The following is a 22,462-nucleotide window of genomic DNA, read 5'->3' on the forward strand; positions in this document are numbered from 1 at the left end:
GGGGGCCACGATTCGAGAGAGCGGGCTCAGTGCCACACCAACGTTTCAGATTTCGTCGGCCGCGAACTCCAAACGCTTGAACAGCTCCGCTCCAAGCTGCGTGGCCCTTGGTTCCTCACTCAGGGAGTCAGGAACTAACCTTTCAGCCGTCCCTCCGTCGATGCCGCCGGGATTCATCAGCAGGCCACAGCGCAGCAGATCTTGGACCAAGGGAAGGACCGCATCCTCCAGCCCTAGGCCATCACTGACGGTCTGCACCGATACTGCTAGCCCTGGCTTCCAGTAGGTTGAACCGTTTCGCAACTTCTTGCCGGTGACAAAATACTTCAACACCCGAATATGAGGCGGCTCGATGACGGAAAGGATTCTGATCCAAATGCTCTCCTTGTCTATCAGCGCGTCGTCCTGCAGTATTGCGCCGAGAGACCGTCCCAAGGAAGCGGCCTTACTGTCGAGTCTCGTACGCCTCGCAGCATCGATAGCTTCTGCGGCAAGGAGTGCAAGGTCATCACTTTGGACGATCCGTTCAACCAACTTGACAGGATCAGTCTCGGCTTGCGTAGAGGCCGCCTGAATAAGGATTTCCATGCGCTTTTCCTGCTGCTTTTGAAGCTTTTCACGCAGCACCTCAAGTGCCGCCGTTCCCGCAGCTATAGGGACGCCTAGCGCTGGGACTAATGCCCCAAGTGCGGCTCCCCCTGCGGCGAGGAGAACTTTCCCTCCGGTGCCCGTCCCGATTTGGTCAACAGGTAGCTCGAAGTCCGATTCGACTTCATATTGATCGATATCAACCGGTTCCACAGGATCACCTTTTCCAGTACGTTTACCACCTCAACTCATGTTCATCCTGCCAGAACCGACGCCCCCATCACCGGTCTGACTCCCTTTCAAAGTCGTCTGGACACACTGCCGTTTCGTTCAAAGTCGGGTGCACCAAACACCACGGACGCTCAAGCCCGCCAGGGTTTGTGAGGGGTCGCGGATCATAACCATGGGCGGTTGACCTGTGCGCTGGAAATACCTGGAGTCAGTCAGGCTCTGGACATGTCCAGAGCAGGGGCGTTCAATGGAAGTTAGGCGATTCTTGACGGTCCCAGGAAGACGGGGCCTTTGGATGAAACGGCGACTGTGCGGCACACTCCGGCGGCCGCAGGATGGGGTTCCGATGGACGGCACAGCTTCCGCCAAATATTCGGCGGCGCGATGCGCTGCAGCAGGCTTCTTGGCACTCAATCTGCCGAGCCGCCTTTCGTTGGAGCGGCTGATATCGATCGTTGAGAACCTCCGGCATCGCCGGATTGAGGTCGATGTTTCCGAGTCCCTGAACGGAGGATCAGTCTGCGGTTTGTGGCTGTCCACGGACAGCACGGAGATAATCCTGCACGCGCCGACGCCGTCGGCACTGCATCGCCAGCAGTTCATCCTTCACGAACTGGGCCATATGGTGCTCCGGCACGATGAGTTGGTGGTGTCCTCAAACTATGCGGAGACGTTGTTTCCCAACCTGTCCGGCGAAAAGGTGTCTCGGATCCTGGGGCGAAGCGACTTCCTGGACCATATCGAGGCAGCTGCCGAAACCTTGGCCGATCTCTTTGCCGCAGCAATCCGGGATAGCAGCCTCGAGCCGCGGTCATTTGAACGGATCTTCGGATGATCCAGGAAATTGCCGCAGCCGTGATCTGGTGTCTGGCTCTGTGCCTACTGCCGGATCTGAAGCGGCGCAAAGACAAGAGCATCCTAGCGGCGGCACTAACCATCGCCACTGCACTCACGCTCAACGTTGACAGCATCTATATCGCGGGAGACCACGTCCTCGGTAACCGCAATCTGCTCGACCTCATAGCCAATATCTTCATGGTTGTTGGTATCTACTTCCTTTCCTGTGCGATCCTGCGCGCAGCCGATGTCAGCGAGACGGTGGACATTCACGGCAGAGCAGGGCTAACGGTTCTCGGGATTGTGGTTGTGGCACTCATTGTCAGCTTCAGCCTGGTTGATGCTCCGCGGACCTCCACCGCATTCATGAGGGACTTCGGAAGCCAGTGGCCGGCAGCCGTGTACTCAAGCGTTCAATTCCTCTACATCGGCGTGGTGGTGGCCATCACCGGCCTGACCTGTTTCAGGTTCCGCGGCGAGATGGCGAGGCCGTACTTTCGCATCGCTTTTGAGTTCATCGGCCTGGGCTGCGCTTTGGCTGTGGTGTTGGTCCTTGCCGTGCTGGGGATGGACGTTCTTCATCTCATGGGGGATCTGGCAGCGATGACGCGGCTCTCCTACGTCTACGACGTCGCGCTTATGGGCGCCATGGTCCTCCTTTGCGTGGGTTTGGCCTTGCCGCCCGTCGCGCGTCGGCTGGAGCGCAGATCTGATGCCCGGGCCGCAGCTGTTCTCGTCGAGCGACTGTCTGGCGTCTGGGACCGACTCACGTCTGAGCGATCCGAGATCCGACTAGATTTGCCTCCAACTGCGACCGGCCGCCACGATGCCCCCAAGCGCCGACTGCATCGGATGTTGGTGGAGATCCAGGACGCACTGTTCGTGGACCCGCACCTTGCCCAATTGCTGAGCGAGAATGATCTGGATGTTCTGCGAGAAACGGAGCAGCACCTCGGAACCCGGTTGGCAGCATCCAGGGTTCGGCCACTGAGGCTTTCACGGAAGGGGGAAACGACGCCGTGACCGACAGCGACGCTGGGATCCCCGAGCAGCCGCAGGCGAGACTCGCGCGGAAGTTGAATCTCCTCCTGGATCTTTTTGAGGCCCAGGGTTCAGCGCCCCTGACTTATCCGCAGATCAGCAAGCACATGTCGGACCGCGGCACGCCGTTGTCCCGCTCCCGCTGGGCCTACATGCGTGCCGGCGACAGTTCACTGGCGACGGACCCGTTGCTTTTACAGAACCTCGCGGAATTCTTCGGCGTTGACCCCGGATACCTTTTGGACGACGCCGGCGAAGTTCCCGACTTGGTGGATGCGCAGCTCGAACTACTGCGCACCCTGCGCGAAAACCGCGTGAGAAACTTCGCTGCAAGACAACTGCAGGGCATTTCTCCGGAGACGCTGCTGCGCCTACGCAAAGCCATCGACGAACGTCTGAAAGCTTCCGAGGACGACGCCGATGCGTAGGGCCGCTGGAGTTGTCGCCGTAGGTTGTGGCGTTGCCGCCTTCCTCGCAGCGGCCTATTTTGCTCGAGAAGTTGTGGTGCCCAAGACGCTGCGAAGGGAAGATCTGCAAATCCGTCGTGTCTTCCTCGGCGCCGACGAAACGTTGATGGTGGAGTTGGCCGCATCGGCACGGACGACGGCGCCTGGCCGTTACAGCATCTGGTTTGCCAATGGCACAGGGCATGCCTGCATTGGAGAGGTCGTGTCGTCTGAGAATGCCGCGGGGACGGTAACCCGCCGCGTTGAACGGGTGGATTCAGGCGATCTCATGACTGCCAAGGCCGGCATCTGGAGCGGATACGTCTACCCGACGCCGGAACCGTTAGGGCTGCCCCACTCGGACGTTCAGATTCCAGTCGAGAACGGTGTAGCTCCCGCCTGGAAATTCACACCGAGGCAGGCGTCCGCAGATTCGTCCACGTGGGCCATCCATATCCATGGCCTGGGCGGATCGAAAGCCGGAGCACTGCGCGGCGTGCCGGTTGCGGACCGGTTGGGATATACATCCCTGGTTGTTTCCCTCCGCAACGACCGGGATGCGCCTGCATCCGCGGACGGCCGGTATCACCTGGGGCAGTCCGAATGGCATGACGTTGAAGCTGCGGTGTCTTATGCCGTGGGGCAAGGTGCACGCCAGATAGTGCTTTTCGGCTGGTCCCTCGGTGCCTCAATTGCCCTTCAGCTGGCTGCGTCCTCGGAGTCTCGGGACCTGATCTCTCGGCTGGTGCTCAATGCCCCCGTTATCGACTGGAGCAGCACGCTGGTGGCCAACGCCCGATCCAGCATGCTTCCCGGTTGGGTTGCCCGGCTTGGACTGCACATGCTTGGGTCATCTGGTACGCGCTGGATCACGGGCTTGGATGCTCCGTTGAGCTTTCCTACCCTGGACTTCCTGGCCCGGGCGGACGAACTCAGAGTTCCCATTCTTGTCATCCACAATGAAGGGGACCGCTCGACGCCCTTTGCCATTTCCCGCGAGTTCGTCAGCCGGCTCCCCGGGCTGGCAACGCTGCTCACTTTCCCGTCCGCGGAGCATACGCAGGAGTGGAATGCGGATCCGGATGGATGGGACGCGGCGGTGGAGGACTGGCTCCGGAACGTCCCGCCGTCGTCGTCCGTATCCCTATGACAGCGGCTAGGAGGCTTCGAGGCCCCAGGGGCGGAAGGCCCTGTCCTTGTCCATGTTCCAGCCGGCGACCATTCCGGAGCCGATCATGAGGTCACTGAGCCTGGCCAGACGGTAGGCGGGGTCTGCTTCGAGGGCGAGTTGCAGGAACTGGTGGGCTTTGCTGCCGCGGCCTTCCCACCAGTTGATGAAGGCGATGGCGGTGAGGATGGGGGCCGAGTGTTTGGTGCTGCTGTGTGTGTACGCGTGGAGCAGCAGCTGTTGTGCCCATTCGACCCGGGACCACTGTGGCCCGCCGTGTGTTTGGGCCAGGAGAACCCTGTCCATTGGTTCGTCGATTCCCGGGATGTCGGCCATGAGCTGGTCGCGGATGGCGGGGGCCTGGAAGTTGGCAATCAGGGCGATGGTCTGATCGTCGTCCGGGTAGGAGATTGCGTCCAACATGCCTTCCCAAAGTGTCCTTGCTTGCTCGAGGGCCTCGCCCGCGTTCATGCTGTGAATTGTTTTTACGCGGTCATCGACGGCGTCCGCTGTGCGGCTTTCTTTGGTCGAGGCCGGCAGGGTGATGTGGTTTGTCGGTGCGATGGTGCTGCCGCGGTAGACGAATTCGGCGTTGATCTGGCTGGACTGGGTCGCCTTCAGCGGGAGTGTCGGTCCTTCGTGGGGATCGTCGTCGTATGGGGAGACGGTGTTGTCTCCGACGAGGAGCCCGTCGCGGATGGTCATTCCGCGTTCGGCCAGTGCGCAGGTCAGTGCTGCGACGGTGGCTGCGTGCGGTTGGGGTTGCCCGGGTTTCTGGGGTTCGGAGGTGTAGACGGCGAAGAGCACGCTGGCGGCGCTGGTGTCGTGGGCGAGGTAGTCGGCCACTGTGCGAGCGTACCTGAGTCCGCCTTCGCGATTAGGGAGGTCGACTCTGAGTGTTGCGCCGACGCGGTTGGCGTCCAGGGTGATGCAGACGAGGCTCTCGTGCGGCCAGAATCCGAGGGTGTGCCCTACGAAACTGAGGACGTCGGCCGGGGTTTTGATGGTGAGCGGTTCCATGTTCCTTCTCCTTCAGCAACTGGCGGGCACCGGATGTGTCTGTCAGATTTGTGCGTCGTTCTGATACATGGAGTCACCGCTGGGTTTGAGGGTCCGGAGGGCAACTTGGGGAACCGGGAGCGATTCAAAGTTTCGCGAGGAAATAAGCGACGGAGGAGCGCCGAACGAAACTTTGGATCGTGACCGGCGCGTAGCGCCCTGGTTGCGTGGAGGATCCGCCCAGCGATGATGGGGATCAGAATGACAAACAGCGAAGATGCTTCTGGTGGTTCATAGGCGCGGGGGAGTGGGGCGGCATGACGCCTCGGAAGCCGGAACTCAGGACGCTTTGCGTCAAGACTTGGGCGCCTCGAGCGGGATTTTGAACCTGCGACCTGCCCTCGAGGGGCTGTTGTATTCAGCTGTGTTATCAAGGCGATGCTTGTCTCGACTTTCCTTGGATCTGCTCCCGCGAGAGGGTTCGCGTCATCGACTGACCGGGCCTGCGGAGTGACGGTCAGTTGCGGGGTTTCGGCAACCTGAATAGGCCAGTTTCGCCTTTGCAGCAGTTTGCGACATGAAGCCCAATGCTGCTGTCCTGGCACCCTGTCCAGTCAACACTTTTGGTGGGCCTTCAAATTCAGGCGGCGAAAAACCCGGTGTGCTTTCTATAGTTCCTGCCGTGAGTCCGGGCTAGGCTACAAAATCAGAATGGCACATCGCTCTGACGCCGCTGTGGCAAAGGGTGCCTGTTAGTGGTGGTTGTCCGGGGGGATATAGATGGCTGAGGCGCACCATGATGATTTGGTTATGCAGTCGCTGTTGCTCGATGATATCGGCCAGTCGGTCATCGGCATGGACGATCAGTGGAGGATAACTTATTGGAACCGGGCGTCGGAGCGGCTCTACGGATACAGCCAGGTGGAGGTGTTGGGGAAAGGGATCACCGATCTCGCCATCGTCGGCGGTGCTGAGCCACCAGGGCAAAGTCCGACTGCCCAAGAGATCGTGGAGACACTCGCGCGCGGCCGGGACTGGGCCGGTGAGCTGTGGATGCGTCGGCGTGCCGGTCCTGACTTCCCGGTTCACGCTACGGTCAGCCCGATCCGGGGCCGGCACACAGTTCCTGTCGCGGTAGTGGCGATCTCGAAGGACCTCACGGACCGTAAGCCCAGCGAGGCGATCCTGCGCCGGCTTTCAGCCATGGTGGAATCTTCCGGGGATGCGATCATCGGCGCGGATTTGGCTGGGACTATTACCAGCTGGAACGCGGGAGCCGCACGAATGTTCGGCTGGAGCTCCAGGGACGCCGTCGGACAGAGCTACCGGCTGTTGAATACGGGGGGCGGCTTCCGGTTTCGACGACGAAGTTGCAGCGCGCATTGGCAGCGGAAGGTTCGTCACCGGTGTGGAGGCGCGCTGGCGGTGTAAGGACGGGTCGTTGATCGACGTGGAGTTGACGGTGTCTCCGGTTTACGGCCCTGACGGCGCCCAGGTTGGTGCTTCCGCGATCGCCAGGGATGTTACGGAGATTCAACGGCTGAAGGCGGCAGCCGCGGCCGAGCGTGAGAGGCTCCTGGCTGCCCAGGAGATGGCCCATGTCGGAAGCGTCGAATACACGGTCGCGACCGGGGAGACGTGGCACTCGGAGGAGTTCTCCCGGATTATCGGACGGGCAGAGGAGGCTGTGCACTCGCGGGATTCCATGCTGGAGCTGACCCATCCGGAGGACCAGGATCCGGTTCGCCAGGTGTGGAAGAGCTTGGACAACGGGGCTGACGCAGCGGATTTCGAATACCGGATCATCAGGGCCGATGGCGAGCAGCGCTGGCTGCATTCACGTGTCCGGAGTGTGAAGGTCCCGGGCGGGAAACCCCTGCGGTTTCTGGACACCGTCCTGGACATCACGGAACGCAAGGACGCGGAACAGATTCTGGAGTGGCAGGCACGCCATGACGCTCTGACCGGTCTTCCGAACAGATATATGATCACCGAGGTGCTCCAGAGCTGCATTGACCGGGCTCCCGCCCGGTGGTGATGTTTGTCGACGTCGACCGGTTCAAACTCATCAACGACGGCATCGGACACGCAGCCGGCGATACCATTTTGATACTCCTTGGGAAGCGGCTGAAAGCTGCCGTGCGGGCCGACGATACCGTGGCCCGGTTCGGAGGCGACGAGTTCGTTGTTGTCTGCGAGAACCTGCTGATGCGGGGTGCCAAGGAGCTGGCCGAGCGAATCCGGGAATCCACGCGGCGCCCTTTCGAGGTTGACGGACGCCGGGTGTACCTGAATGTCAGCGTCGGCATCGCAGCGGCAGGTGCTGACGACACGGCCGAGCTGATGCTGCAGGGGGCTGATTAGGCCATGTACAAGGCCAAAGCCAAATCGGCCGGCGGTGATTCTTCTGCTGTCTATGACGTCCGTATGACGGGGCGGGCCGTGGGCCGGCTGGATCTGGAATCGGACTTGAGGCTGGCTCTGGGCCGCAACGAGCTTTCCCTCGAGTACCAGCCCATCATGGACGTTGCCACCGAAATGCCTGTCGGGTTCGAGGCATTGTTGCGGTGGCGACATCGGGACCAGGGACTGATTATGCCGGACACCTTTATTCCCATCGCCGAGGAGACTGGCCTGATCCTTCCGATCGGTGCCTGGGTGCTCCGCGAAGCCCTCCGGCAGGTACAGGAATGGCGCAGGAGCGTGCCCGCCGCGGAGAATTTCTCGGCAGCCGTGAACGTCTCCGGTCGGCAGCTGGTGGCGAAAGACTTTCCGGAGATTGTGGAAGAGGCCATCCTCTTTTCGGGGATTGACCCTGCCGCCGTCCATCTCGAAGTCACCGAAACAGTACTCATGGACCAGCCGGACCTACCCAAGGAAACCCTGCAGCGGCTCTCCCGCCTTGGCATCGGGCTCTCAATAGATGACTTCGGCACCGGGTACTCGTCCCTGAGCTATCTGAAGTGGCTCTCAGCCCGGACCGTGAAAATAGACCGGACCTTTGTGGAGGAGCTGGGAAGCGACCCTCACGGTGCGACGATCATCGAACTCGTGCTCGGCATGGCCGGCAGCCTCAACCTCGACGTGATAGCAGAGGGGGTGGAATCCAAGGTTCAGCTCTCAGAACTCCGCCGGCTGGGTGTGCGGCACGCTCAAGGCTTCCTGTGGAGCAAACCCATGCCGCCAGCCCCCGTCCCGTCCTGGCTGACAGCACTTACCGCTGGAAGTCCCGGGCAGGAACCGTCACCGCACGTCCGATAGGGGTGGCTGAATACCCACCGCCCTGGCGCCGCCGCGCAGGCTAGCACGGGGTAGCTGGTCTGCTTCTTCAATCAACAAGATGTGGATCGGTGGACGGGCCGGAAGACCCTGTCCTCCGGATTCTTGACGTGTCATCGTCGATGACAGCGACTTCGGCTTGCCCGGACCTGTCCGCATCCCGGCACGGGATCCTCTTAAGCGGGGATTGGCCCGCGCCGGTCACAAAACCACCGGCCGCGGGGCCCTGACACGTCCTCATCGACCGGAACTTCAACGATATGGAGGACCATGTGGCGGAGAACGGCGGCTCCGGGTTTTCAATCTCCACGGGATAGACGCCGCGCGTCTGCCCCCGGGGCCCGGTCTGCGCCTATTGGCTGATATACAGCGCGGCCCAAAGGAGTGGAACCTCGACGCGGAGGGATGGCCCCCGGGCCGGAACCGTGTGCTTTACGGTCCCGAATGGCGACAAGACCGAATAACTAGGACCCGTCTCTTGGGTCAGTCAGGGCATTGAGCCAGGTCAGGGCTTTCTCGGTCGATGTGAAGAAACGCGCCGGGCAGGGCATGACGTTGCCGGTGAGGAAGAACTTGGCGATCACACGGTCAACCGGGGAAGATCCGAGGATGGCGATTCGAGTGGCTTGTCCGGTAGGGCAAGAACCTTCCGCGCTTTGCAACTTAGCCAGACCGGTGCGGCCATCATCACCAGCATGGGATAACGGCGGTTTCCGCTGAGCTGCTGCGCCGCTGTCACTGCCGCCCGGGCGTCTTCTTCGTTGATGGCCTGACCGGGAGACCATTTCAGGTGGAGAATCCCGGCCGACAGCTCAACCGTACCTATGCCTGCCCCCATCGAAACTTCCGCCATTGTCACCCCTGGACTGCTATTGAACTGCTCCGGAACCGTAAGCTCCTTATGCTCACGCACCAAAGTGAACACAGCGTAACTTTACGCTCATGTCACTAAAATATGACAAACAAATGCATCATCCTCGATCCTTACGTCTAAGCAGAGAAATGAGAGGGGTGAATCACCTCTTGCTGCACAAATCAGCAGAGGGCCCTCCCTGCAGAAATGCGTGTGCCGCCAGCCTTGCGCGTCTTTCACCGGCCGTACAGCCCGCGGATCTACGGGCGCAACGGGCGGCTTGGGCGGGTTTTCGAACGCTGTGGGTGCCCGGATAGTCCATATTATTTTTTCCTATCGCGGGTGACTTTACTGAATTCGATTCATTTCATGTGTTCAATAAAGATTATGCAAAGCAGGCTTAGCGTTGTACCGTGGAAAGTAGGGTTGGTTCCGTTTCGGTACTGGGCTGAAACGGGGAATTCAGCAGATAAAAGCGGGGGGCCATGAGCGACTTGGGCGTGGCGGTCGTCATTGAAGACGACGACGATTTGAGGAATCTTCTGCAGGCGGTGCTTCTTCAGGCCGGGTTCGAGGTGCATTCTGCCTCGGACGGCCGTGAGGGAGTGGGAATGGTCCGGAACACGCAGGCCACTGTGGTGACGTTGGATATTGGCTTGCCTGACATAGACGGGTTCGAGGTGCTACGGCGCCTGCGGCAGTTCAGTACCGCCTACGTCATGATGCTCACGGGCAGGACTGAGGAGCCGGACCTGCTGACCGCACTGCATTTCGGCGCTGATGACTACATCACGAAGCCGTTCAGCCCCCGGGAAGTGCGGGCCAGGATCGGTGCCATGATGCGTCGTCCCCGGCACCACGCGTCCACCCAGGAACCGCCCGTACCGCCATCGGCACGGTCAACGACCCCGGACCGCATGGATGCGTCGGTCCTGCAGCACAACGGGCTGTGCTTGAACTCCGGGAGCCGGACCGCGGCGGTGGCAGGGGAAACCCTTGAACTCACGCGGAGCGAGTTTGACCTCCTCCATGACCTGCTGCGTGCGGCGGGGGCCGTGCGGTCCAGAACAGAACTGGTGCGTGTGGTGCGGGGCGATTATTACAGCAAGGACACCTACATCAGCGATTCCGATCAGCGTGCCGTCGAAGTGCACATCGGAAATCTCCGCCGAAAGCTCCGGGAAGACCCGGAATCGCCGCGGTGGCTGCTGACCGTCCGAGGCGTCGGATACCGGCTGGCGCCGGAGCGTGCAGAACGCCGGGACGGCCGGTCTTAACGCACCTGCGTGCGGCCCGCTTGCGGGCAGTGCAGTTAGTCGGTCGTTAGGAGATAGCTGCGCTGAAGTTCCCTCGTCGTTCCGCTACCGTAGTCATCGACCCTTCCCAGAAGCGCCTCGCCGCCCTCCAGATCGCCTTCCTGGATGAGGAGCTGGAGTGTCTGTGCAAGTTGTGCCAGGCGCATCCCGCCGATCATGGCCGCCGATACCCGCAGGCTGATGACCGCGTCAAGCGCCTGATGCTGTTCGCGTTGCTCCAGTGCCGATGCGAGTGCTCGCTGGCGGCGCCGCCAGATCAGGGTATAGTCCCGGGCGAAGTTCCAGGCGATGACCGGGCTGCCCAGTTCTTCTTCCAGCTCCGCGAGGACCGCCCAATCCACCAATGGCAGTTCCTCGCCACCTGGCCGCGGGATTCGCGGCTGCTGCCCGTCGCGGGACCGCGCGTCGGCGCGGTCCGAACTGGGGGCGCCGGGATCGGGAGCTGAACTGGACATAGGTTAAGGCTACGTGCCCGGATGCCGCCATTGCCCTGCACGAGGCGGATCTTGCGGAAAGCTTGTGGTTTCCTTGCGGGGGCAGCCATGTCCCGTGCCCGCCGGGGTGCGCCTGCAGTCCACTGGAGTTACTGGAGGCACGAAGATGCCCAGGATCCCTGATGACGTTACCTCTACTGTGCTCTATCCGGCGGTCAGCGCTATGGTGACGACGACGGTGGTCAGGATCAAAAGGAGTCCCAGCAGGGCGTATGCCGGCCATTTCGGCCGTGAGCGATGAGGATTGATGTCGATGTAGGGCATGGTCCATTACCTCTCAGCGGCGGGGCTTTGGTCGTGGACAGGGAATTCGGCGCAGAATCACGGATGTGGTGGTCATGATCAGCAGGGAGCCGGAGAGAAAAATCGCGAGACTGGTCAGATTGCGGGTGCCATCCATGGCAAGAAGCCCTCCGGCGGGGGAACCGAGATGATACTAGCGGGCCGTCCGGAATCCGCGGAGTAACATCCGCCTCGGCAGGGAAGTGCGTCGCTCTTCCCTGCGTACAGGGGGCCTCATATGGAGTGCGTTCTCTGTAGCGTTTCGGGGTCGGCGGCGCCGGTCTGGTCAGTTCGGGCTGGCCTGGTTGTAAGGCCGGTAAACCGGAAATGAAGCATGATCGCTGCCGGCCGGATCGGACGAGAGTACGGCTGCTTCGCCGCTTATCGGCCAGTCCCCGGGCCCTACGGCCCATTTGGCCCATTCCTCCGGCTGGATGGTTGGACGGCCCAAGTAGTATCCCTGCCCGGCGGTCATTCCGAGTCCGTTCACGGCAGCGAGTTCGGCGGCCGTTTCGATGCCTTCGGCTATCAGGGTCGCGCCGACCTGCCGGGCGAATGCAACCATGGCCGCACCGAGGGCATGCTGGCCGATGTCGTCGTTGATGCCGGCGATGAGGCTGCGGTCGAGTTTGATGATCTCCGGTCGCAGGTGCAGGATGTGGCGCATGGAGGCGAAGCCGGAGCCGGCGTCGTCCACGGCGAGGCGGAGTCCCCGCCTCCGCAGGTGGGCCAGTTCCGCTGTGAGGTGGTCGTAATCCGCCACTTCATGGTGCTCGGTCAGTTCCAGGACGATTCTGTCCAGGGGGACGGGCGAGAGGTCCAGCAGCTCGGGCAGCCGGTGGTCCAGGCACGTGGCCGGGGACAGATTCAGCGCCAGATACACGTCGGCGGGAATCGGGCGCGCGGCTGAGAGGGCGGCTTCCAGCGCAGCGAATTCGAGCTCTGGGCCGAGCCCGACGGCAGCGGCCTCATCGAACCAGTAATCCGCCGTGGCTCCGTCATCGCTGACGAATCGGGACAACGCCTCGACGCCGATGACGTTTCCGGAGCCGAGATCGCGGACGGGTTGAAATGCCGTTACGATCAGCTGCCCGTCAATGACTTTCCGGACGAGGGCCTTGCTGTGATCGGCGGCGGACTCCGCCGCTGTCCCGGGCGCAAGGAGCCGGCTGGTGCCTTGGAATCCGCCCCGCCGTCCCGCCCTGGCGGGGCTGGTCCTTCCGGAGGATTCCATCCAAACGGTGTTGCCGTCACGATGGCGGCAGCGGACGACGACGCCCGTCCAGAGGGAGGTGTCGGCGTCCTGGGCGGACTTCCTGGATTCCTTGGCCCGGGTCAGGTCTTCGGCCCCGATCACCAGAGTGCAGGGCTTGCCGATCAGTTCCGAGGCGTCGTAGCCGAGCAAAGCTTCGCTCGCACTGCTGGAAAACGTGAAATATCCCAGGTCATCTACAGCCCACAGCCATTCCCGGCTCGTGCACAGAACGGTGTCGACCAGGTCAACGGCGCTCCTTGCCCGGGTCCGTTCTCTCCGGTGAGCCCTGGCGATCCTGCTGAGGCCAAAGGAAGCGGCGGCCAGCAGGATCAGCAGCAGTGATCCGGCGAGGACCTGCACGCCGGGATGGGCGGGCAGGACTGCAGGCGGGAACATCAGGCCGGCCGCCATGCCCAGCGCGAACACGGCTTGAACTGCCAGGACGCGGGCCATGATGTGCCCGCCGTCGGCCGCCTGGCCGGGGCGGCACGGGTCCAGCACAGGGGCAAGCGCAAGCCAGGAAACCACGATGGCTACATCGCTGTCGGACCGGCCACACGCCGGAGGAAGAGCCTCCGCAGAAGTGCTGGGCGTGAGCGCCCGGGAAGTCGCTTGCGTGTCACGCGTCGCGCCGGTTGCACCGCTACTGCGTGACGCTGATGGTCCCGAACCGGGCAGGGCCCTTTCTCTACCGCGTGGCATCGGCGCTCCGGCGTCCGGCCCTGCGGGTCCCGGCAGGAGGCGCGGCCGCCTCGGGCGCTGACAGGCGCCTGCGCTGGCGACTCATGAGGAGGAGTGAAATGAGAAGCAGCGCGGTGAGCAACACGGCAGCGGCCGCAGCCGGAGCGAGCCACTGCAGCCCGGTATCCGCTGCCGGGGCCGCGGTCTCGCCCGGGCCGGCTTCAGGGAAGGTGACAGTCGCGGACGCTGCCTTCTCCAGCAGGCCGCTCTTCAGGTCGACGCCGACGGTCCATGGACCATTGGGGAGTTCCGGTGGCAGCGTGAAGATGACATTCTCTGCTTTGCCCGGTGCGATGGTGGTGGCGTTCTGGATGCCGAAGGGCCCGGCGGAAAGCCCTCCGGGACCGGCCGTGAGCCGCAGGTCGCCGGTAACGTCGAGGGCGCGGCCCCCCGTGTTGGTCACGAGGGCGCTGAGCTGCGGGTTCCCCTGCTGATTCCGTGAGGGGGTGAGCGATGTGATGCTGAAGTCAGCCGGCTTCCCGTTTCCGGGTCCGACCGAAAGATAGATGCGGATGCCGACCCGGTTAGCCTGCACGACGCCGCCCTTGTCCGCCGCGCTGCGGACCTCGGCCCACACGGCACCATACAGTTCGTCTTCCGGCGCGTCGGAAGGAACCTTGATGGTCACCGGAACCTCCGCTTTACCGCCGGCAGGCAGGTCAACCTGCGGCCGGCTCACGGCCGTCCAGGTGCTGAGGTCATTAGTGGACCCGGCCTCCTCCCCGATGAAGGCACCGCCCACGATGTGCGCGGCACCGGCATACAGGCGGATCGTCTGAGTGGCCCCTGTGTTGTTCTCCACCTGGATCCGGCGGCTGATCTCGCTGCCCGGGGCAAGCCGGTCAATGATGTAGGTCCGGGCTCTCGGATCATCCTTGGTGCTGGCCGGGATATCCAGCAGCCTGATGCCTATCCCGGCAGGGGAGGGAGCAGTATCGGCCGGTAGCGGCCCCGCTGCCGTGGCGGGAAGCGCGGCTGAAAAGGCGAGCATGATCATCACGAACAGTGTCGACAGGAAGCGCAAAACGGGACCTCGGTGTGGTTGGGAAAGCGGAGTGGATAAGCGGGCGAAGCCGCCCCTTCCCGGGGGTGCCTGCGCGCGGCACAGGCACCCCCGGACGGGGGATCTCGTCGGTTTAGAGGACCGAGTGGGTCAGCGTCGCTGTGTAAACGTCGGCCAGTGCGTCTGCCGGGGCAGTGACGGAAAGGTTCGCGTCCCAGGTGGCGGCGTTGTTGCCGGTCACAGCCGTTGCGGTCTGAACCGTTTTGGCGGTGGACAGGTCCGACTGCACGGCCCCCTCAACGGTGACGGTTCCGCTCGCAACAGCCACGGACGGGGTGTAAACAGCTGCGGTCGCCGGGATGACGTTGGTGGGGGTGGCACCCACGAAGTTGGACAGGACAACCTGAGCGGACCAGCCAGCTTCACCGGCGCGGGTGTCGGTGACCTGCACTCCGGTCAGCGTCGCCGAAGCGCCCCCGCCGGGAGTGATTGTGGTGAGGTCTGCACCGGCCGGTGCGGAAACCGACAGGGAACCGACCGGAACCTGGACGGTCGCGGTGGTGTCAGCTGCCGACGCCGGCAGAGCCATGGAACCGACAAGGGCGGCGGAAGCTGCTACAACAAGGGAAACACGGGAAAAGCTACGCATGGGTTTGAGACCTTTGATGGAAGTGGAGTGAGGATGCAAAACCCGGGCGGATCATCCCGCTGCCAATAGTTGTTCCTGTTCATGGAACAACGGCATCCGCAGCAGAAATCCCCCGGTACTTCGAAGCTAGCAGCGCCTTCCCCTCCGTTAATCCATACTGTGGAAAAACTAGGCAGGGCTTATGTCGGTTGCGGCTTACCTGTGATAAACCTGCGCGCATTCTGTGTGTACGGGTCAGACTTCCAGGATGTTGGCCTTCGGCGGCCGTGAGGGCAGGGTTCAGCTATTTTTAGTGCAGGCTACTGTCGGCGGGCACAGACGTCCGCAATCTAATCATGGCGATTTCGGAAAGAATCCTTCGAACTGCGCCACGTCAGCATCAGGATGAGGACGAGGCCTCCCGGCACCTTAGAGGATCCGCAGATCGTGTATCGAACAGGGCACTGCCGCGCCGAGCTCCTACGCCGAGGCGCCGAAGTCGGTGAGGTCCAGGGCATGTGCGGAGCGCAGTTTGATTGCTTTCGTGACCTTAAAGGTTGGGGAATCTAGGCGCGACACCTCTGACGCCACCCGGGGGATACCTGGACGCGCGCACTTAAGTAGCTGCGTTGAAAACCGCCGACCCGGATAACCAGAACGGAAACGATAACTGGGCGGGGGAGTGGCGCCCCTGCGGCCGTGGCATCCATTACTCCCCGCCCCCTCTTTGATCGCCGATAGTGGCCTTTCGTCAACTAGATATCCGGATACGCTGACACCGGAGGAGGCCTTCGGGATCCTCCGTGCCGCCGAACCGGACCGGGCAAGACGGCCTCAACAACTGCTCGAAGAAGGACGCCGCGTCCCCGAATGTGTTCTGCCCGTGCAGCGATGGCGCCTGTCTGCACTTCGTTCCCGCGCCCGATCGTGAAGACAAACCCGTGCCTTGTGGGTCCGTCCGGCTCGTCAGTTCTGATGACGACATAGGCGGCGGAGTAGTCCGGGTTCGGGTTCATCGCATCGAACCGTTCAACTCCTGGGACGTGGGGAAGCGTATGTCCTGGGTTTCCACGGCGGTGATAGTGCTCATTGGCGACTACTGCCGGCCGGGAAGGGCGCGGCACCGTCGGGTACTCTGCTTGTGTGGAGAGAGTTTACGGAGCAGAGGACGAACGGGGCGTTGAAATCCTCACTATTCGCCTCGGTGGCCCCCTGCATGCGGAAGGTGAAGCTTTCCCCTGGCAGGAGCGAGATCAATCCGGCGTCCACGCGGGCTCCCGGGTGTAAGCGGTCAGCCTGTATGAATGCGTCGCGGACATAGCTTCTGGCCGTGATTGTGACATTGAAGCCAGCGCTGCTCGGTTCGATCTCCGTCTTGAAGGCCTCAGGGTCAAGGAGCTGGTCCGCTGGCTCGGCGTAATTGTGGAAGGCCCGGTTGAATCCGGAGTCTGATCCGGTCTCTGCCACGAGAATTTCGGCAGTGGGGTCGGTGGCCGTCATGAGCTCCCGGGGCAGAGGTAGTTCCTGTTGTCCGCGTGCGGGTACTTCAGCCCGGAAGGTGTGTTCGTTGAGCACGCTTCCGTCGAAGGTCATCCGGCGGGCGGTGATGTACCCGTCGAACGGCTCAGCCGTGTCGTTCAGGAGTACAAGCGCTGTCGAGCCGCCCCGGGGCCGGAGGGTGGCCAGGCGCGGGCGGTAGGCTTCCTTGATTGCGTACCAGAGCGGCTTCCGTCGTTCGGCGAAGTCGACAGCTGCCCAGGAAACGACGGGCCAGTTGTCGTTTAGCTGCCAGATGATGGTGCCGGTGTTGCGGGGTGCCAGTGAGCGGAAGTGCTCGATTCCGAACCTCACGGCGTGCGCCTGGTTGAGTTGTGTGGCCCAGTGCCATTCCTCGATTGAGGCCGGCGCAGGCAGGTGGCCGATCATGCCTTTTTCGAGTTTGAGGTTCCCATCTGCGGCTTTCTGGTGGATGAGCATCTGCGCGCCATACGGGTCCATGGGGTGATCATGGACGACGCCGGTCAGGGTCGTCCACGCGGGCGGCCCTTGGAATCCGAACTCCGAAACGAAGCGGGGTTCATATTCGGCGTATGCGGAGTAGTCCCGTTGGTTCCAGACGTCCCAGATGTGCATTGTGCCGTGATACTGGTCGTTGGGATGAAGGTAGTCATCGTAGGAAAAGGGGCTTCCGGGGGAGTATGGTCTGGTGCCATCGAGTTCTGCGACCAGCCGCGGGAGCAGATTCCGGTAGTAGCCGTTGCCCCAGGTCCGCCCGGCGAGTCGGTGACGCCATCCCCAGTCAACGTAGCCCCAGATGTTTTCGTTATTGCCGTTCCAGATGGCCAGCGACGGGTGGCTGCAGAGTGTGGTGATGGCCTCCGCGGCTTCCGCTTCAACTTCTGATGCGAGCCATTCTTCTTCGGCGTAGGCTGCGCAGGCAAAAAGGAAATCCTGCCATACGAGAATGCCGAGTTCGTCGCAGGCTTCGTAGAAGTCCTTCGATTCATAGATTCCGCCGCCCCATACGCGCAACAGGTTGATGTTGGCTTCGGAAGCGTCGCCGACCCTGCGGCGGTAGCGGTCCCTGTTCATTTCAGGCAGGAACGCGTGATCGGGTATCCAGTTGGCTCCCCGGATGAGGATGGTTTCTCCGTTGACTCGCACGGTAAACGGGCTGCCGTGCTCGTCCGGTGACGTGTCAAGGGAGATGGTGCGGAAACCGACCCGGCCATGCCATGCTGCTGTCTCCGTTCCATTCGACACGCTCACGTCATAGAGGGGCTGGGCGCCGTGGCTGCGCGGCCACCACAGGTTGGCGTTGGGCACGCGGGAGCGCAGCGTCAGGGAGGTTTGTCCCGGTGCGACCTCAGCGGCCTCCGTGATTCCGGCGATGGTGACGGAGACCCGCCGCCCAGGGATCTCCTCGGAAGCCCACTGCAGCCCGATGGTGGTGGTCAGCACGCCGTCGGATCCTTCGAGCGAGACAAGGGGACGGACGGACGAGACCCGGGCGCCGGACCAGCTTTCAATCCCAATGGGTTTCCAGATGCCACTCGTGGCGACGTCTATGCCCCAGTCCCAGCCGAAGTTTGATGCGGCCTTGCGCAAGGTGTTGTAGGGGTGGTGATTCGTGTGGGGCAGTTCGCCGTGTTGGGCGGCCAGGCGTTCGGCCTCGGCCACGGGGGCAGTGAAAGTGATGGACAGGCGATTCGTCCCGATGCGCAGGGCGCTACGGATATCCAGTCTGTAGGAGCGGTGCTGGTTGCGTGTGGCACCGATATGGTGGCCGTTCAATTCGATGGACGCCACGGTGTCCAGGCCTTCGGCAACGAGGTCGTATCGTTGGGACCCGTCCGGTTCCCACTCGAAGCTTGTCTCGTACCGCCAGTTGGTCCTGCCGATCCACTGCTGCCCGGTTTCGTTGTCGGCATCGAAGGGATCAGCGATGACTCCTGCTCGCAGGAGGTCCGTGTGGACGACACCGGGAACTGTGGCGGGAGAGGGGCGGCCGGAAAAATCCGTCGGCATTTCGCCGCCTACCGGGGTCACCGTCCACCCGTGCGTGAGGGGTGAGTAAGGCATGGTTCTACTTTCTGGGGGCAAGAAGGTTCTAGGGGTTGGTGTAGACGGTCTTTGTGGTGCTGTAGAACTCCTTGGCGTAACTGCCCTGCTCCCGGGCTCCGTAACTTGATGCCTTTGTGCCCCCGAAAGGGACGTGGTAGTCCACTCCCGCGGTCGGGGCGTTGACCATCACCATCCCCGACTGTGAGTGTCTCTTGAAATGTGAGGTCAGCTTCAATGAGGTGGAACAGATGCCGCTGGAAAGGCCGAAGGGTGTTCCGTTCGCCACGGTGAGGGCTTCCTGGTAATCGGCGACCCGGATGATCGAAGCGACCGGGCCGAAGACTTCCTCCAGGTTGATGGTCATCTCCGGAGTCGTTCCCTTGACGAGAGCGGGGGAGAGATAGTATCCGTCTGTGGGCCGTTCGAGCAGGTCACCGCCGATTACCTCGCCCCCCTCTGCCGCGGCAAGCTCGATGTAGTGCCGGTCCTGGTCCAATTGCCCCTGGTCCACGACGGGACCGACGACGGTCTTGGGGTCCAGTGCGTTGCCGACGGTGAGCATCCGCATCCGTTCTTCGAGGGCTAGAACGAATTTGTCGTGGATTCCTTCCGTGACAATCAGCCGGGAGGAAGCGGTGCAGCGCTGGCCGGTGGAGAAATAGGCGCCGTTGATGCAAACGTCCACGGCCAGGTCCAGGTCCGCGTCGTCCACGATGACCATCGGGTTCTTCCCGCCCATCTCTGTCTGCACGCGTATGCCGTGTTCCGTTGCCGCCATGGCAACCCTCTTACCCACGTCTACTGATCCGGTGAAGCTGAGGGCATTGATGACTCCTGATTCGGTCATTGCTGCGCCGATGGCTGAGCCGCTGCCGTAGACCATGTTCAGCACTCCCGGCGGCAGTCCCGCGCGTGTGAGGATGTTGGCGAGTTCCCAGGCGCAGCCCGGTGTGTTGCTGGCGGGTTTAAACACCACGGTATTGCCCCACGCGAGGGCGGGGGCAATTTTCCATGCCGGTATGGCGATCGGGAAGTTCCAGGGGGTGATGATCCCGACGACTCCGACGGGTTCCCGCAGGATTTCCACGGTCATTCCTGAGCGCACCGAAGGAATGGTTTCTCCTCCGAGGCGCAGACATTCGCCGGCGAAGAACTTGAACAACTGTCCGGCCCGGGTGACCTCTCCCATGGCCTCGTTGATGGGCTTTCCTTCTTCCCGTGCGAGCAGCATGCCGATCTCCGGTACGCGCGCGAGGATTTCCGTACCGGCCGTATCCAGCACGTCAAATCTTTGTTGGGGTGTGGACTGGGCCCACTCGTCGCGGGCCGCATCAGCGGCGGATATCGCGTCGTGGATTTCCTCCGGAGTCGCTGAAGGCGTTATCCCTACGAGGTCTGCCGTGTCCGAGGGGTTGATGTTCGGCGTGCCGCCTTCCCCCTGCCAGTTCCCGGCTATGAGGTGACGATATTGAGTGGTGTCCATGGAATGATCCTTCGGATGCATCGTGTGGGTGGTTGCAGTGCTCAGGTAACGGGGCAGCGAAGAGTTTCTCCCGCGAGGTACCGCGCGGCTTCCTCTGCTGCCAGCCGTTGCAGGTTCGCCAGTGATTCATCTGAAAAGAACGCTGCGTGAGGGGTGAGGAGGACGTTTTCGAGTTTTCTCAGCCGTGATTCAGGAGCCAAGGGTTCCGGATCGAAAACGTCCAGTGCCGCCCCTCCGAGATGGCCCTCGATGAGGGCGTCTGCGAGAGCTTCTTCATCCACGAGTCCGCCACGAGAGGTGTTTACGAGTATCGCTCCGGACCGCATCCGGGAAATTGTTGTTGCATTGATGAGGCGGTGGTTTTCCGGCGTCAGCGGAGCATGCAAAGACACGACGTTGGATTCTTCGAGCAGCCCGTCCAGCTCGACCGGGGTGATTCCGGTGCCTTCCAGAGCGGCGGCATCAACGAAGGGATCATGCGCGATTACGCGGAAACCGAAAGGACTGAGCCTGGCCGCGACGGCTCTGCCGATCCTGCCGGTACCGACGAGCCCGACGGTGGTCTCGGAGAACCCGGGCATTGACCCGAGGTCGTTGGGACGGAGCCATCCGTCGCTGCGGATGCGGGAGTCGAGTTGCTTGACTTTACGAAGCAGGGCGAGGATGCAGGTGACGGCATGGTCGGCAACAGTGTCCGCCCCGTAGTCCGGGATATTGCTGACAGAGATTCCGAGTTCGCGGGCCGCTGTGATATCGACATTGTCGTAGCCGATGCCGTAGCGGATGACCAGTGCCCCCGGCGCCATGGCTTCCAGCACTGCGCGCGTGACGGGGGCGAAATTAACAAACGCAACACTAACCCCAGCCAGGGCATCCATGGTTTCGGACTCGTTGACGCATTGACGTGAGTCGAAGACCGCACCGAACCGGCGCGCGGCGGCTTCTTCCCGCGTGACGTTACCGAACGCCTGGTCCGCTACGACAACCCTGGCCGTCATGCCCGGAGTTCCGCCCCGGTGGAGAGCAGGCCTCTGCCGGCCAGATTCCGCATCAGAGCCGAAATCCCGAACACCCAGTCGGGCGCAGCTTCTGACGTGGTCACCGTATTGATGAGCGAACCGAGGGCCGGCGTTGAGATAACGACCGTGTCGCCTTCGTGATGGGTAAAGCCTGCCCCGGCCTCACCACGGTCCTGAGTGGGTGCAAAAAGCGTGCCAGTCAGCAGCACGAAACCGTCCGGATACTGATGGTGGGGACCCCAGGCATGGCCGACGAGGTCGAGCAGGTCACGGCTGATCGCCGACATGGAGCTGGTTCCGGTCATTTCGAATCCATCGGTTGCCCCGTGCACTTGAAGCTCGATGTCCAGGGTTCTGGCGGACTGCAGGCTGAACGAGTCGTCAAAGATCCGGATGAAGGGGCCGAGCGCGCAGGAAGCGTTGTTGTCCTTAGCCTCGGTGAGCAGCAGGGCACTACGGCCTTCGAAGTCGCGGAGGTTGACATCGTTGGCCAGCATGGCGCCCACAGCCCGACCCGTAGAAGTCACGGCGAGGGCAAGTTCCGGTTCCGGGTTGTTCCAGGTCGACCGGGCCAGCACACCGATGGCTGCACCTGTGCCCACGGCAGAAAGCACCGGCGCCTTGGTGAAGATCTCCGGATCAGGCCCGATGCCCACTTCCAGGTACTGAGACCACAGTCCCTCCCGGAGCAGAACGTCCTTGACCGCCGCCGCTTCCTGAGTGCCTGGACGGACGCTGCCAATGGCGCTCCCGATGACGGCATCGAGTTGGGCGCGTATTCCTTCGGCCCGTTGCGAATCCCCGGCTGCGCGTTCTTCAATGACGCGTTCGAGCATGCTGTGCACAAAGGTCACCCCGGCGGCTTTGATGACCTGGAGGTCCACGGGGGCAAGGAGGTGCGGACGGCTGTAGTCCTGGCCGAGCGTTGCATCAAGAACCTCGGATAGACCCCATGTTCTCTCCGACGCGGCGTTCGCGAGGAGTTCCGGGAGATCCTCGCGCTCGAGGAGCATGGACACTGTCGGCTCAATGCGCGAGACATCGACCAGTAAGTCTCCACGGACGGTGACGACCGTCGGCCCGGCATCTGCGGGGTCAAATATTCTGCCGACGAGCGTGGCGCTTGCATAATTTTCCGGAAGCACTCTGCTTCCGGCTACAGGGTTGTTCATGAAAGCCTTTCATCAGGGACCTGCCCGCTAGCGGGCAGCGCAAAGTGACACTGAACGATCAGT

At 62.4% G+C, this 22,462-nt stretch carries 21 protein-coding genes and 1 pseudogene; 9 read left to right on the forward strand and 13 right to left on the reverse strand.

Annotation, left to right across the window (positions count from 1 at the left end):
- Positions 1–45: 45 nt before the first annotated feature.
- Entirely contained in the window at positions 46–801 is a 756-nt protein-coding gene (locus ACSQ12_RS09065; protein ID WP_436065113.1) for a hypothetical protein, read from the reverse strand.
- A gap of 421 nt (positions 802–1,222) precedes the next feature.
- On the opposite strand from ACSQ12_RS09065, the gene ACSQ12_RS09070 reads away from it, so the two are divergent.
- From ACSQ12_RS09070 to ACSQ12_RS09085, 4 genes are all read left to right on the forward strand, one after another.
- On the forward strand, positions 1,223–1,654 hold the full coding sequence (locus tag ACSQ12_RS09070) for a hypothetical protein (RefSeq protein WP_436065114.1): 432 nt from the start codon (positions 1,223–1,225) through the stop codon (positions 1,652–1,654).
- Positions 1,651–2,679 carry a hypothetical protein gene (locus ACSQ12_RS09075; RefSeq protein WP_436065115.1) on the forward strand — a complete coding sequence of 343 codons (1,029 nt, stop codon included), beginning with the start codon at positions 1,651–1,653 and terminating at the stop codon, positions 2,677–2,679. Before ACSQ12_RS09070 ends, ACSQ12_RS09075 begins: the two co-directional genes overlap by 4 nt.
- Positions 2,676–3,125, forward strand: coding sequence for a hypothetical protein (locus ACSQ12_RS09080; RefSeq protein ID WP_436065116.1), 450 nt, complete (start codon positions 2,676–2,678; stop codon positions 3,123–3,125). Before ACSQ12_RS09075 ends, ACSQ12_RS09080 begins: the two co-directional genes overlap by 4 nt.
- Positions 3,126–3,432: 307 nt before the next feature.
- Positions 3,433–4,293 carry an alpha/beta hydrolase gene (locus ACSQ12_RS09085; protein WP_436065117.1) on the forward strand — a complete coding sequence of 287 codons (861 nt, stop codon included), beginning with the start codon at positions 3,433–3,435 and terminating at the stop codon, positions 4,291–4,293.
- Between the two features lie 6 nt (positions 4,294–4,299).
- Here the strand turns inward: ACSQ12_RS09085 and ACSQ12_RS09090 are convergent, their stop codons facing one another.
- Positions 4,300–5,331 carry a DUF4192 domain-containing protein gene (locus tag ACSQ12_RS09090; protein WP_436065118.1) on the reverse strand — a complete coding sequence of 344 codons (1,032 nt, stop codon included), beginning with the start codon at positions 5,329–5,331 and terminating at the stop codon, positions 4,300–4,302.
- A 759-nt stretch (positions 5,332–6,090) separates the two neighbouring features.
- On the opposite strand from ACSQ12_RS09090, the gene ACSQ12_RS09095 reads away from it, so the two are divergent.
- From ACSQ12_RS09095 to ACSQ12_RS09110, 4 genes are read left to right on the forward strand one after another with little or no spacing between them, the layout of a single operon-like run.
- Positions 6,091–6,741 carry a PAS domain-containing protein gene (locus ACSQ12_RS09095; RefSeq protein WP_436065119.1) on the forward strand — a complete coding sequence of 217 codons (651 nt, stop codon included), beginning with the start codon at positions 6,091–6,093 and terminating at the stop codon, positions 6,739–6,741.
- Positions 6,719–7,348, forward strand: coding sequence for a sensor domain-containing diguanylate cyclase (locus ACSQ12_RS09100; RefSeq protein ID WP_436065120.1), 630 nt, complete (start codon positions 6,719–6,721; stop codon positions 7,346–7,348). The genes ACSQ12_RS09095 and ACSQ12_RS09100 overlap by 23 nt, the downstream gene beginning before the upstream one ends.
- Positions 7,348–7,674, forward strand: a complete 327-nt coding sequence (locus ACSQ12_RS09105; RefSeq protein ID WP_436066965.1) for a diguanylate cyclase domain-containing protein — start codon at positions 7,348–7,350, stop codon at positions 7,672–7,674. Before ACSQ12_RS09100 ends, ACSQ12_RS09105 begins: the two co-directional genes overlap by 1 nt.
- A gap of 3 nt (positions 7,675–7,677) precedes the next feature.
- Entirely contained in the window at positions 7,678–8,571 is an 894-nt protein-coding gene (locus ACSQ12_RS09110; RefSeq protein WP_436065121.1) for a putative bifunctional diguanylate cyclase/phosphodiesterase, read from the forward strand.
- Between the two features lie 482 nt (positions 8,572–9,053).
- Here ACSQ12_RS09110 and ACSQ12_RS09115 read toward each other — a convergent pair whose 3' ends face one another.
- Together ACSQ12_RS09115 and ACSQ12_RS09120 are read right to left on the reverse strand one after the other, a co-directional pair.
- On the reverse strand, positions 9,054–9,173 hold the full coding sequence (locus ACSQ12_RS09115; protein WP_436065122.1) for a hypothetical protein: 120 nt from the start codon (positions 9,171–9,173) through the stop codon (positions 9,054–9,056).
- Positions 9,170–9,514: a DUF7793 family protein gene (locus ACSQ12_RS09120; protein WP_436065123.1), complete on the reverse strand. Its 345-nt coding sequence runs from the start codon at positions 9,512–9,514 to the stop codon at positions 9,170–9,172. The genes ACSQ12_RS09115 and ACSQ12_RS09120 overlap by 4 nt, the downstream gene beginning before the upstream one ends.
- A 413-nt stretch (positions 9,515–9,927) precedes the next feature.
- Between ACSQ12_RS09120 and ACSQ12_RS09125 the strand changes: the two genes are divergently transcribed.
- Positions 9,928–10,719, forward strand: a complete 792-nt coding sequence (locus ACSQ12_RS09125) for a response regulator transcription factor (RefSeq protein WP_436065124.1) — start codon at positions 9,928–9,930, stop codon at positions 10,717–10,719.
- 35 nt (positions 10,720–10,754) lie between these two features.
- Here the strand turns inward: ACSQ12_RS09125 and ACSQ12_RS09130 are convergent, their stop codons facing one another.
- From ACSQ12_RS09130 to ACSQ12_RS09170, 9 genes and pseudogenes are all read right to left on the reverse strand, one after another.
- Positions 10,755–11,213, reverse strand: coding sequence for an Hpt domain-containing protein (locus ACSQ12_RS09130; protein WP_436065125.1), 459 nt, complete (start codon positions 11,211–11,213; stop codon positions 10,755–10,757).
- 607 nt (positions 11,214–11,820) lie between these two features.
- A complete protein-coding gene (locus ACSQ12_RS09135; RefSeq protein ID WP_436065126.1) occupies positions 11,821–13,317 on the reverse strand; it encodes an EAL domain-containing protein in 1,497 nt (498 codons plus the stop codon).
- A 160-nt stretch (positions 13,318–13,477) separates the two neighbouring features.
- Positions 13,478–14,521 (reverse strand): hypothetical protein, encoded by a 1,044-nt coding sequence (locus tag ACSQ12_RS09140; protein ID WP_436065127.1) that lies wholly within the window; start codon positions 14,519–14,521, stop codon positions 13,478–13,480.
- 145 nt (positions 14,522–14,666) lie between these two features.
- Positions 14,667–15,182, reverse strand: a complete 516-nt coding sequence (locus ACSQ12_RS09145) for a hypothetical protein (RefSeq protein ID WP_436065128.1) — start codon at positions 15,180–15,182, stop codon at positions 14,667–14,669.
- A gap of 833 nt (positions 15,183–16,015) precedes the next feature.
- Positions 16,016–16,251 (reverse strand): annotated as a pseudogene (locus ACSQ12_RS09150) (fuconate dehydratase); the annotation flags it as partial.
- Positions 16,248–18,743: a glycoside hydrolase family 2 protein gene (locus ACSQ12_RS09155; protein ID WP_436065129.1), complete on the reverse strand. Its 2,496-nt coding sequence runs from the start codon at positions 18,741–18,743 to the stop codon at positions 16,248–16,250. The gene ACSQ12_RS09155 and the pseudogene ACSQ12_RS09150, both read right to left, overlap by 4 nt.
- A 28-nt stretch (positions 18,744–18,771) precedes the next feature.
- On the reverse strand, positions 18,772–20,208 hold the full coding sequence (locus ACSQ12_RS09160; protein WP_436065130.1) for an aldehyde dehydrogenase family protein: 1,437 nt from the start codon (positions 20,206–20,208) through the stop codon (positions 18,772–18,774).
- Positions 20,209–20,249: 41 nt separating this feature from the next.
- Positions 20,250–21,206, reverse strand: coding sequence for a C-terminal binding protein (locus ACSQ12_RS09165; RefSeq protein ID WP_436065131.1), 957 nt, complete (start codon positions 21,204–21,206; stop codon positions 20,250–20,252).
- Positions 21,203–22,399 (reverse strand): fumarylacetoacetate hydrolase family protein, encoded by a 1,197-nt coding sequence (locus tag ACSQ12_RS09170; RefSeq protein WP_436065132.1) that lies wholly within the window; start codon positions 22,397–22,399, stop codon positions 21,203–21,205. The genes ACSQ12_RS09165 and ACSQ12_RS09170 overlap by 4 nt, the downstream gene beginning before the upstream one ends.
- Between the last annotated feature and the right edge of the window lie 63 nt (positions 22,400–22,462).

The sequence above is a fragment of the Arthrobacter sp. LjRoot14 genome, assembly GCF_964253905.1.
Taxonomy (GTDB): domain Bacteria; phylum Actinomycetota; class Actinomycetes; order Actinomycetales; family Micrococcaceae; genus Arthrobacter.

Excerpts from the sequence above, each read along its gene's own strand:
- ACSQ12_RS09160 (WP_436065130.1), bottom strand. The coding sequence starts at position 20,208 with ATGGACACCACTCAATATCGTCACCTCATAGCCGGGAACTGGCAGGGG.
- ACSQ12_RS09090 (WP_436065118.1), bottom strand. The coding sequence starts at position 5,331 with ATGGAACCGCTCACCATCAAAACCCCGGCCGACGTCCTCAGTTTCGTA.
- ACSQ12_RS09105 (WP_436066965.1), top strand. The coding sequence starts at position 7,348 with ATGTTTGTCGACGTCGACCGGTTCAAACTCATCAACGACGGCATCGGA.
- ACSQ12_RS09110 (WP_436065121.1), top strand. The coding sequence starts at position 7,678 with ATGTACAAGGCCAAAGCCAAATCGGCCGGCGGTGATTCTTCTGCTGTC.
- ACSQ12_RS09125 (WP_436065124.1), top strand. The coding sequence starts at position 9,928 with ATGAGCGACTTGGGCGTGGCGGTCGTCATTGAAGACGACGACGATTTG.
- ACSQ12_RS09155 (WP_436065129.1), bottom strand. The coding sequence starts at position 18,743 with ATGCCTTACTCACCCCTCACGCACGGGTGGACGGTGACCCCGGTAGGC.
- ACSQ12_RS09170 (WP_436065132.1), bottom strand. The coding sequence starts at position 22,399 with ATGAACAACCCTGTAGCCGGAAGCAGAGTGCTTCCGGAAAATTATGCA.
- ACSQ12_RS09095 (WP_436065119.1), top strand. The coding sequence starts at position 6,091 with ATGGCTGAGGCGCACCATGATGATTTGGTTATGCAGTCGCTGTTGCTC.
- ACSQ12_RS09085 (WP_436065117.1), top strand. The coding sequence starts at position 3,433 with ATGACTGCCAAGGCCGGCATCTGGAGCGGATACGTCTACCCGACGCCG.
- ACSQ12_RS09075 (WP_436065115.1), top strand. The coding sequence starts at position 1,651 with ATGATCCAGGAAATTGCCGCAGCCGTGATCTGGTGTCTGGCTCTGTGC.
- ACSQ12_RS09145 (WP_436065128.1), bottom strand. The coding sequence starts at position 15,182 with ATGCGTAGCTTTTCCCGTGTTTCCCTTGTTGTAGCAGCTTCCGCCGCC.
- ACSQ12_RS09165 (WP_436065131.1), bottom strand. The coding sequence starts at position 21,206 with ATGACGGCCAGGGTTGTCGTAGCGGACCAGGCGTTCGGTAACGTCACG.
- ACSQ12_RS09140 (WP_436065127.1), bottom strand. The coding sequence starts at position 14,521 with ATGCTCGCCTTTTCAGCCGCGCTTCCCGCCACGGCAGCGGGGCCGCTA.
- ACSQ12_RS09130 (WP_436065125.1), bottom strand. The coding sequence starts at position 11,213 with ATGTCCAGTTCAGCTCCCGATCCCGGCGCCCCCAGTTCGGACCGCGCC.